The organism is Streptomyces mangrovisoli (assembly GCF_000974985.2).
GTDB classification, from domain to species: Bacteria; Actinomycetota; Actinomycetes; order Streptomycetales; family Streptomycetaceae; genus Streptomyces; species Streptomyces mangrovisoli.
Genome location: NZ_LAVA02000119.1, coordinates 95,955 through 106,454 on the forward strand (window position 1 = coordinate 95,955; position 10,500 = coordinate 106,454).

At 74.6% G+C, this 10,500-nt stretch carries 8 protein-coding genes; 6 read left to right on the forward strand and 2 right to left on the reverse strand.

Going from position 1 to position 10,500, the window contains the following annotated elements; translation table 11 throughout:
- The first annotated feature begins 224 nt into the window (after positions 1-224).
- The 4 genes from hutU (at position 225) to hutI (ending at position 5,741) form a co-directional block, all read left to right on the forward strand.
- Positions 225-1,889, forward strand: coding sequence for a urocanate hydratase (gene hutU, locus WN71_RS36675; RefSeq protein ID WP_046590625.1), 1,665 nt, complete (start codon positions 225-227; stop codon positions 1,887-1,889).
- A gap of 44 nt (positions 1,890-1,933) precedes the next feature.
- Positions 1,934-3,136, forward strand: a complete 1,203-nt coding sequence (locus tag WN71_RS36680) for an allantoate amidohydrolase (protein ID WP_046590643.1) — start codon at positions 1,934-1,936, stop codon at positions 3,134-3,136.
- Positions 3,133-4,470, forward strand: coding sequence for a formimidoylglutamate deiminase (locus tag WN71_RS36685; RefSeq protein WP_046590627.1), 1,338 nt, complete (start codon positions 3,133-3,135; stop codon positions 4,468-4,470). Before WN71_RS36680 ends, WN71_RS36685 begins: the two co-directional genes overlap by 4 nt.
- A 98-nt stretch (positions 4,471-4,568) precedes the next feature.
- On the forward strand, positions 4,569-5,741 hold the full coding sequence (hutI, locus tag WN71_RS36690) for an imidazolonepropionase (RefSeq protein ID WP_046590629.1): 1,173 nt from the start codon (positions 4,569-4,571) through the stop codon (positions 5,739-5,741).
- A gap of 64 nt (positions 5,742-5,805) precedes the next feature.
- On the opposite strand, the gene WN71_RS36695 is transcribed toward hutI, so the two are convergent.
- Positions 5,806-7,398 (reverse strand): RICIN domain-containing protein, encoded by a 1,593-nt coding sequence (locus WN71_RS36695; protein ID WP_046590631.1) that lies wholly within the window; start codon positions 7,396-7,398, stop codon positions 5,806-5,808.
- Between the two features lie 325 nt (positions 7,399-7,723).
- Positions 7,724-8,665 carry an RNA polymerase sigma factor SigF gene (locus WN71_RS36700; protein ID WP_046590633.1) on the reverse strand — a complete coding sequence of 314 codons (942 nt, stop codon included), beginning with the start codon at positions 8,663-8,665 and terminating at the stop codon, positions 7,724-7,726.
- A gap of 247 nt (positions 8,666-8,912) precedes the next feature.
- On the opposite strand from WN71_RS36700, the gene WN71_RS36705 reads away from it, so the two are divergent.
- Together WN71_RS36705 and WN71_RS36710 are read left to right on the forward strand one after the other, a co-directional pair.
- Positions 8,913-9,290 carry an STAS domain-containing protein gene (locus WN71_RS36705; RefSeq protein WP_046590636.1) on the forward strand — a complete coding sequence of 126 codons (378 nt, stop codon included), beginning with the start codon at positions 8,913-8,915 and terminating at the stop codon, positions 9,288-9,290.
- Positions 9,291-9,497: 207 nt separating this feature from the next.
- On the forward strand, positions 9,498-10,193 hold the full coding sequence (locus WN71_RS36710; protein ID WP_046590638.1) for an ATP-binding protein: 696 nt from the start codon (positions 9,498-9,500) through the stop codon (positions 10,191-10,193).
- The last annotated feature ends 307 nt before the right edge of the window (positions 10,194-10,500 follow it).

The following is a 10,500-nucleotide window of genomic DNA, read 5'->3' on the forward strand; positions in this document are numbered from 1 at the left end:
CACGCCGCCCGTGTCCTCCACGTCGTCCACGCCGCCCGTGCCGTCCACGGTCTCCCCCTCGTGCCGGCGCGTACCGGCCGGTCCTGTCCGGGCTGACTCCCGCCGTTCCACCGTGGCACGCCGCGGCGGCCCCCGCAGGTGTTGACTAGTTCTATTCAGGACGTCAGGATGTGAATATCCGCAGTATGAATCCGCTGGGAAAGCGACCCGCCAGGAGGCAGACCATGTCAGGACCCCGCCCCGTACGAGCCCCCCGCGGTACGGAACTGAGCGCCCTGGGATGGCAGCAGGAAGCCGCCCTGCGGATGCTCCAGAACAACCTCGACCCCGAGGTCGCCGAGCACCCCGACAAGCTCGTCGTCTACGGCGGCACCGGCAAGGCCGCCCGTGACTGGCGCTCCTTCGACGCCATGGTCCGCACCCTGCGCACCCTCAAGCAGGACGAGACGATGCTCGTGCAGTCCGGCCGTCCGGTCGGCGTCATGCAGACCCACGAGTGGGCGCCGCGCGTGCTGATCGCCAACTCCAACCTGGTCGGCGACTGGGCCAACTGGGAGGAGTTCCGCCGCCTGGAGCAGCTCGGCCTGACCATGTACGGCCAGATGACCGCCGGTTCGTGGATCTACATCGGCACCCAGGGCATCCTCCAGGGCACCTACGAGACCTTCGCCGCCGTCGCCGCGAAGAAGTTCTCCGGCACCCTCGCGGGCACGATCACCCTCACCGCCGGCCTCGGCGGCATGGGCGGCGCCCAGCCGCTCGCGGTCACCATGAACGACGGCGTCGCGATCTGCATCGACGTCGACCCGCGCGCCATCGACCGCCGCATCGAGCACCGCTACCTCGACGTGAAGGCCGACTCCCTCGACCACGCCCTCCAGCTGGCCGTCGAGGCCCGCGACGCCCGCCGCCCGCTCTCCATCGGCGTGCTCGGCAACGCCGCCGAGCTGGTCCCGCAGCTGCTCGCGATGGGCGCCCCGATCGACATCGTGACCGACCAGACCTCGGCCCACGACCCGCTGGCCTACCTGCCCGTCGGCGTCGCCTTCGAGGACATGGCCGACGCCGCCGCCAAGGACCCGGCCGGCTTCACCACCCGGGCCCGCGAGTCCATGGCGAAGCACGTCGAGGCGATGGTCGGCTTCATGGACGCCGGCGCCGAGGTCTTCGACTACGGCAACTCCATCCGCGGCGAGGCCCAGCTCGCGGGCTACGACCGCGCGTTCGCCTTCCCCGGCTTCGTCCCCGCCTACATCCGCCCCCTGTTCTGCGAGGGCAAGGGCCCCTTCCGCTGGGCCGCCCTGTCCGGCGACCCGGCCGACATCGCCAAGACCGACAAGGCGATCCTGGAGCTCTTCCCGGAGAACGAGTCCCTCGCCCGCTGGATCAAGCTGGCCGGTGAGCGGGTCCACTTCCAGGGCCTGCCCGCCCGCATCTGCTGGCTCGGCTACGGCGAGCGCGACAAGGCCGGCGAGCGCTTCAACGACATGGTCGCGAGCGGCGAACTCGCCGCCCCGCTGGCCATCGGCCGCGACCACCTCGACTGCGGCTCCGTCGCCTCGCCCTACCGCGAGACCGAGGCCATGCTCGACGGCTCCGACGCGATCGCCGACTGGCCGCTGCTCAACGCCATGGTCAACGTCGCCTCCGGCGCCTCCTGGGTCTCCCTGCACCACGGCGGCGGCGTCGGCATGGGCCGCTCCATCCACGCCGGCCAGGTCACCGTCGCCGACGGCACCAAGCTGGGCGGCGAGAAGATCCGCCGCGTGCTCACCAACGACCCCGGCATGGGCGTCATCCGGCACGTGGACGCGGGCTACGACATCGCGGAGTCGGTCGCCGAGGACCGCGGCGTGCGCGTGCCGATGCGCGAGGGTGACGACGCGTGACGAGCGGCCATACGACGGTGGGGACCGCGGCGTCCTTCCACTCCATGTGGAGCGATCTGCGCCCCATCGGCCGGCACGCCGGCTCCGGCGGCTACCGCCGCTACGCCTGGACCGGCGCCGACGCCGACTGCCGGGCCTGGTTCCGGGAGCAGGCCGAGGCGCGCGGCCTCACCCATGAGGTCGACCGCAACGGCAACCAGTGGGCCTGGCTCGGCGACCCCGCGGCCGGGGACGCCGTCGTCACCGGCTCGCATCTCGACTCGGTGCCCGACGGCGGCGCCTTCGACGGGCCCCTCGGGGTCGTGTCCTCCTTCGCCGCGCTCGACGAACTCCGCCGGAGGGGAGTGGAGTTCGCGAAGCCGCTGGGCATCGTCAACTTCGGCGACGAGGAGGGCGCCCGCTTCGGGCTGGCCTGCGTGGGCTCCCGGCTGGCCGCCGGTCACCTCACCGTCGAACAGGCCCACGCGCTCACCGACGGCGACGGGGTGACCCTGCCCCGGGCCATGGAGGCCGCCGGCTTCGACCCCGACGCGATCGGAGCGGACCCCGAACGGCTCGACCGCATCGGCGCGTTCGTCGAACTCCACGTCGAGCAGGGCCGCGCCCTGGACCTGACCGGCGACCCGGTCGGCGTCGCCAGCGCGATCTGGCCGCACGGCCGCTGGCGGTTCGACTTCCGCGGCCAGGCCAACCACGCCGGCACCACCCGCCTCGCCGATCGCCGCGACCCGATGCTGCCCTACGCCGAGACCGTGCTCGCGGCGCGCCGCGAGGCCGAACTCGCCGGTGCCGTCGCCACCTTCGGCAAGATCGCCGTCGAGCCCAACGGCGTCAACGCGATCCCGTCGCTGGTGCGCGGCTGGCTGGACTCCCGCGCCCCCGACCAGGCGAGCCTCGACACCGTCGTGACGGGCATAACGGAGGCCGCCCGCGCCCACGCCGCCGCGCACGGCGTGGACGTCGACACGGTGCGCGAGTCGTTCACCCCGGTCGTCGAGTTCGACCACGCCCTGCGCGACGAACTCGCCCGCATCCTCGGCCGGGACACCGGCCTCACGGTGCCCGTCCTCGGAACGGGCGCCGGACACGACGCCGGAATCCTCTCCGGACGCGTTCCGACCGCCATGCTGTTCGTGCGCAACCCCACCGGCGTCTCCCACTCCCCGGCCGAGTCCGCGGACGAGGACGACTGCCTGGCCGGGGTGAGCGCCCTCGCCGACGTACTCGAAGGGCTGGCCCGCGCGTGACGACACGGACGTACTGGCTGGAGCACGCCTGGCTCGGCACCTATGTCGAGCCGGGAGTCGCCGTCGACGTCACGGACGGCCGCATCAGCGCCGTCCGCACCGAGACCCCCGCCCCGCCGCCCGGCGCCGAGGTGCTGCGCGGCCTCACCCTGCCCGGCCTCGCCAACGCGCACAGCCACGCCTTCCACCGCGCCCTGCGCGGCACCGTCCAGGTCGGCAGCGGCACCTTCTGGACCTGGCGCGAGCTGATGTACGGCTTCGCCGACCGGCTCACCCCCGAGAGCTACCACGCCCTCGCCCGCGCGGTGTACGCCGAGATGGCACTGGCCGGCGTCACCGCCGTCGGCGAGTTCCACTACGTGCACCACGCGCCCGGCGGAGCCCGTTACGCCGACCCCAACGCCATGGGCGAGGCGCTGATCGCGGCCGCCGCCGACGCGGGCATCCGCATCACCCTCCTCGACACGGCCTATCTCTCCTCCGGCTTCGGCGCCCCGCCCAACGCGCACCAGCTGCGCTTCAGCGACGGCAGCGCCGAGGACTGGGCCACACGCTCTGCACTTCTCAAGGAACGGGATCACGCACGGATCGGGGCCGCGATCCACTCGGTGCGGGCCGTGCCCGCGGCGCAGCTCGCCACCGTGGCCCGGTGGGCCGAGGAGCGGCGGGCCCCGCTGCACGTGCACCTGTCCGAGCAGACCGCGGAGAACGACGCCTGCCGTGACGCCCACGGCCGCACGCCCACCCGGCTCCTCGCCGACCACGGCGTCCTCGGCCCGCGCACCACCGGCGTCCACAACACCCACCTGACCGACGAGGACATCGCCCTCATCGGCGGCAGCGGCACCGGCACCTGCATGTGCCCCACCACCGAGCGGGACCTCGCCGACGGCATCGGACCCGCCGTCGCCCTGCAGGCCGCGGGCTCCCCGCTCAGTCTCGGCTCCGACAGCCACGCCGTCATCGACCTGCTCGAGGAGGCGCGCGCCATGGAGCTGAACGAGCGGCTGCGCAGCCGCACCCGCGGGCACTGGACGGCCGAGGCGCTGCTGCGCGCGGCCTCCGGCGACGGGCACGCGGCCCTCGGCTGGGAGGAGGCGGGCAGCCTGGAGCAGGGGGCGCTCGCCGACTTCACGACGATCGCCCTCGACTCGGTCAGGACGGCAGGGCCGCTGCCCAGGCTGGGCGCCGAGACGGCCGTATTCGCCGCGTCGGCCGCCGATGTGCGGCACACGGTCGTGGCGGGGCGGCAGATCGTGCGCGACGGCGCGCACACGCTGGTGCCCGACGTGCCCGGAGCGCTCGCGGCCGCCGTCGCGGCCCTGCGCGACTGACCCCGGGCCGCCCCGCGCGACCGGGCGGCCGCCGTCCCCCGCGACCGCACAGCGCCCGCCCCGCGCGACCGCATCCCCCCGCCACCACCGAGGACGCCATGAGCAGCACCGTCATCACCAACATCGCCACGCTGGTCACCAACGATCCCTCCCTCGGCGACTCGTCTCCGCTCGGTCTGGTCCGGGACGCGGCCGTCGTCGTCGACGGCGACCGCGTCGCCTGGATCGGTGAGTCCAGCAAAGCACCCGCCACTGACAACCGGGTCGACGCCGCCGGCCGGGCCGTCCTGCCGGGCTTCGTGGACTCCCACTCGCACCTGGTCTTCGCGGGCGACCGCACCGAGGAGTTCAACGCCCGCATGTCGGGCCGCGCCTACTCCGCGGGCGGCATCCGCACGACCGTCGCCGCCACCCGTGCCGCGACCGACGAGCAGCTGGAGGCGAACCTCACCCGCCACCTCGCGGAGGCGCTCCGCCAGGGCACCACCACCTTCGAGACCAAGTCGGGCTACGGCCTCACGGTCGCCGACGAGGCCCGCGCGCTGCGCATCGCCGCCGCCCACACCGACGAGGTCACCTTCCTCGGCGCCCACATCGTCTCCCCGGACCTCGCCGAGGACCCGGCCGCGTACGTCGCGCTCGTCACCGGCGAGATGCTCGCGGCCTGCGCGCCGTACGCCCGCTGGATCGACGTCTTCTGCGAGAAGGGCGCCTTCGACGGCGACCAGGCGCGGGAGATCCTCACCGCGGGCCGCGCCGCCGGACTCGGCCTGCGCGTCCACGCCAACCAGCTCTCCTACGGCCCCGGCGTGCAGCTCGCCGTCGAGCTGGACGCGGCCAGCGCCGACCACTGCACCCATCTCACCGACGCCGACGTGGACGCCCTGGCCGACGGCCGTACCGTCGCCACGCTGCTGCCCGGCGCGGAGTTCTCCACCCGCGCCGAGTGGCCGGACGCCCGCCGCCTGCTCGACGCCGGGGTGACCGTCGCCCTGTCCACGGACTGCAACCCCGGCTCGTCGTTCACCTCGTCCGTCCCCTTCTGCATCGCGCTCGCGGTGCGCGACATGCGGATGACCCCGGACGAGGCCGTGTGGGCGGCGACCGCGGGCGGCGCGGCGGCCCTGCGCCGCACCGACATCGGCCGGCTCACCCCCGGCGCCCGGGCCGACCTGACCCTCCTCGACGCGCCGAGCCATGTCCACCTGGCCTACCGGCCGGGCGTGCCGCTGGTGTCGCAGGTGTGGCGGGCGGGCGTGCGCGTGGTCTGAGTCCCCGGACCGTGCCCCGTTCTTCACCCGCGTGGTCCGCGTCCGGGACGGCGGCCGGTGCGCGTCAGCTCGCCCCGGCCACCCACCGCTGGTCGCCGCCCCCGGTGAGCGGGTCGAGGGACAGGCCGCCGTCGGCGTCGGGGGTGAGGGCCGTCCCGATCGCGACGGCCGGGCGGATCACCCCGTCGTCGTCGACCGTGAACCGCAGGTTCTGCCCGTTCCTGCCCTCCACCGACGAGCAGCTCCACACCCCCACGCCCCGGTCCACGGAACCGCGGCTGTCCAGGCAGAAGTCGGAGTCCGCCGCGTTCTGGAGGACGCCCCGGCCGGTGTCGACGCGCCAGCGCTGGGACGGCGACGAGGAGCAGGCGGTCATCACCACGTCCGTACCGTTGTCGAAGTCGTCCGCCACGTCCAGGCACTGGCCCGAGGCGGCGCTCACGACCTGCGCGTACGTGCCGTCCGGGGCGTGCGCCGGGGACGCGGTGGGCGTGGGCGCGCGGGTGGCCGTCGGCCGCGGGCTCGGCGACGTGGTGCGCGGCGTACGCGTGCTGCCGGAGGGGGACGGGGAGGCGGTGGACGGGGAGGCGGTGGTCGCCGGGACGGTCGCCGTGACCGTGACCTGCCCCGGGGCCGTCGGGGTGCTGACCGAGCCGGCCGCCTGCGGGTCGGCCGGGTCCGAGCCGCCCGACCACAGCACCACCATTAGCAGGGGCACGAGCGTCACCGCGCACGCGGCGGAGGCGAGCACGACGCGGCGCGAGGGGGAGCGGAGCGAGGAGGCCCGGGCGGGTGCCGGCCCCGGGCCCGGTGGCCGGCGGCCGGGGGCCCCGGCCGCCGCCCGCGCGGTGTAGGCCGTCCCCGCCCAGGGCAGCAGCCCCTCCGCCAGCGCCGTGCGCGGGCTGTCGCGCAGCGCGCACTGTTCCTCGTACGCCGTCGCGCAGTGCGCGCAGTGCGCCATGTGGGCGTGCAGATCGGGGCTGGTGCGGGGGGTGTCCGGGCGTACGGACTCCTCGATCAGACGGCGGAAGTCCCCGCACCGGGGGTCGTCCGACGCGGCGAGGCGGGCCCGCAGGCAGGCGTGCGCCAGGGCCTGGCACGCCTGGTCGGTGCCGTACGCCACGTCCTCGGGGGTCACGCCCAGCAGGGCGGCCGTGCGCGCCACCGGTTCGCGTTCCACGGCGCCGTACCAGACGAGGCCCTGGGTGCGGGTCGGCAGCGAGCGGAACGCGGCGAGCATCGGCGGCACCGGGCCGCCCGGGCCCGCCGCGTTCAGCACGAGCAGCAGCCCGGGGTCCACGCCGGCCGCGCGCTCGTCGCGGGCCCACTCGGCGGCGAGCCGGGTGGTGAGCAGCAGCAGCCGGTGGCGCAGCGGGACGTCGGGGTAGAAGCCGCGCGCCGACTCGCGGGCGGCGAGGGTGAAGGACTGCGCGGCCAGCTGCCGGGCCGCCGGATCGCCCGTCGTGCAGAGCCGGGCGTAGGCGAGCACGGAGGGCAGATGGCGGGCACGGATCTCCTGGAGCGCCGGGAAGACCGTGGGCGTGTCGGCCCGCAGCAGGCCCGTCAGGTGCGCGTCGGACGCGTCGGCGTGGAGCCGGCCGTCCCCGGCTTCGGCGCCGTCGCCGCCCGTGTCGTCGGCTCCGTCCGGCCGCGCCATCCACCCGCCTCCTCGCACCCGCCACGCGTCATCTCACCGACCCGGGCCTCCTGACGTACCGGCCAGTCGGGTCCGGGGTGCGCCCATAGTGGTGGAAGGGAACCCGTGAGGCTAGGTGTTCCCGCAAGTAATCCGAAGGCGCGCAGGTGACGGGGGCGCGACGCGGCGGGGCGGGAACGTGCACGGCGGGGCGGGGCGGGAACGCGCACGGCGGGGCGGGGCCGGGAACGGCCGCGAACGCACGCGCCGGGGCCACGCGAAGGGCCCGGCGCCCCGTACGCCTCGCGGTGGGGTGCCGGGCCCTGGTGTCATCGGGCGGGGCCGGTCATTCCTCGACGGTCAGCCCCTTGCGCAGCCGTACCAGCGTGCGCGACAGCAGACGGGACACGTGCATCTGGGAGATGCCGAGTTCGTCGCCGATCTCGGACTGGGTCATGCCGGCCACGAAGCGCAGGGAGAGGATCTGCCGGTCACGGGCGGGCAGTTCGGCGATCAGCGGCTTGAGCGACTCGACGTACTCGATGCCCTCGATGCCGTGGTCCTCGTAGCCGATGCGGTCGGCGAGCGTGCCCTCGGTGTCGTCCTCGTCCGGCTGCGCGTCGAGCGACGAGGCGGTGTACGCGTTCGAGGCGGCCATGCCCTCGACGACCTCGTCGTGGGTCAGGCCGAGACGCTCGGCGAGTTCGGCCACGGTCGGCGCGCGGTCCAGCTTCTGGGCCAGCTCGTCGCCCGCCTTGGCGAGGTCGAGCCGCAGCTCCTGGAGCCGGCGAGGCACCCGCACCGACCAGGACGTGTCACGGAAGAAGCGCTTGATCTCGCCGATGATGGTGGGCATCGCGAAGGTGGGGAACTCGACGCCCCGGCTCAGCTCGAACCGGTCGATCGCCTTGATCAGGCCGATGGTGCCGACCTGGATGATGTCCTCCATCGGCTCGCTGCGGGTGCGGAACCGGGAGGCGGCGAACTTGACCAGCGCCAGGTTGAGCTCGACGAGGGTGTTGCGGACGTACGAGTACTCGTACGTGCCTTCCTCGAGGGACTCCAGCCGCTCGAAGAGGGTCTTGGACAGGGCGCGGGCGTCGACCGGCCCCACCTCGTCGTACGGGGGGATCTCCGGAAGTCCGTCCAGCGGGTCCGGATGCTGCGGAGCGAGTCCGTCCATGGGGTCCGGGCGCTGCGGAGCGGGTCCGTCCATGGGGTCCGGGCGTTCCGGAGCGAGTGTCGACGTCGTCGTGTGGGTACGCGATGCGTCGAGCCGGGGTGACATGAATGTCCTCCATCGTTCTCGGCGTATGGCTGCCGAAGCCAGTGCTGCACTGCGGTGTGCGGCGCCTCCAAGCCGGCCGTGTCGGTCAGGTGTCTCTACTAGCCCTACCCGCTTTTCCGAGGTCACCGCAAGTGCGTGATGTCCAGGTATGTCCGTTTGTGTGCGGTTGTTCGGCTGTCGGACCGTGTGGAGAAGGCGTAGTCTTCGAGGTCGTCAGCAGCAGCCACGACCTCGGGAGACAGACGGCATGGACCGCGGGACGGTCGGCAGCGCACAGTCGGGCCGGCTTCTGGTGGAGGTGCGGGAAGAGGGCCCCAGCGCCGTCGTGACGCCGGCGGGTGAGCTCGATCACCACACCGCCGATCTGTTGCGCGAGCCACTCGACGATCTGCTCTCCAAGGGTGTCGCCAAGCTCGTCGTGGACTGCGCGCGGCTCGAGTTCTGCGACTCCACCGGTCTGAACGTGCTGCTCGGGGCGCGCCTGAAGGCGGAGGCGGCCGGCGGCGGGGTGCACCTGGCGGGAATGCAGCCGGTGGTCGCCCGGGTGTTCGAGATCACGGGGGCGGACGCGGTCTTCACCGTGCACGACTCCGTCGAGGCGGCGCTCGCCGACGAGGCCGGCTGACCGCCGATGCCGGACGGACGGGCCCCTCGCGAGGCGCGCCTGTTCCACGACGGGGGGTGTTCTGCCGGTTCGGTCGGGCAGGAGACTCCTGGACCGGTCGATCGCGTGCGCCGTCCTGTCGAACGGCACACGCGCACGCCCCGTACTGACCTGTACGCGAACCGACTACTCCATCGAGAACCGGTGAATCGGTGAGGTGAAGCGCTGATGAGCACCACCCGGCCCTACCCGCCGGGCGACCGCGGCCCGGAGCCGAGCGGCGCTTCCGGCGTGCCCGCGGGGGCCGCGGGGCTGCCGCCGGAGGGGGCCCCGGTCGCCGAGGCGTCCCTGGCCGCCACCGAGGCGTCACCGGTCGTCGCCGAGGCGTCACCGGTCGTCCCCGACGGAGGTCAGGGCGCCGCCGGGGGGACGGGGGCCGTGATCGAGGGGGACCGGGGCGCGCCGGAGGGGGCGCAGCCGACCGCGGAGGCGGCCCAGGCGGCCATGGAGGGCTCGCAGATGCGCAGACGACTGAGCCTGGCCGGCGAGAGCGGGGTGGTCCCGCTCGCCCGCGACTTCACCCGGCAGGCGCTGCACGCGTGGGGCTGGCTGCCCGCCGCGACCGCCGACCGGCGGGCCGCCGCGGAGGACGTGCTGCTCGTCGTCTCCGAGCTGGTCACCAACGCCTGCCTGCACGCCGAGGGCCCGGACGAGCTCCGGCTCACCTGCGACAAGAAGGTCATCCGCGTCGAGGTCTCGGACCACGGCAGCGGCCAGCCCGCCCCGCGCACCCCGCACCGCGCCGGGCGCCCCGGCGGCCACGGCATGTTCATCGTGCAGCGGCTCTGCCTGGACTGGGGCGTCGTACGAACCTCCGAAGCCCCCGGCAAGACGGTCTGGGCGGACCTGGGCGCCCCGGCGTAGCCCTCCGCCTTCCAGCCGGCCGAACCTGGACGCCCCGGCGCCGACGGGCGGACCCGGACCCGGGTGCCCCGGCATTGACGGGCGGGCCCGGACCCGCGTACCCCGGCATCGGCGGGCGGGCCTGGGTGCCCCGACTCGGGCGGCCGGCCCGGGTTCGGCCCCGGGCACCTCGGCTCCGGCAGCCCGCCCCGCGCACCCGCCCCGGCGCCTGCTCCCGTCGCGCCCCCGTCTCCGCGCCCGCCGGGCCCCCGCCGCCCGGAACTGCCCGCCGGGCTCCCACTCCTGCCCCCCTCACGCCCCGCCGGGC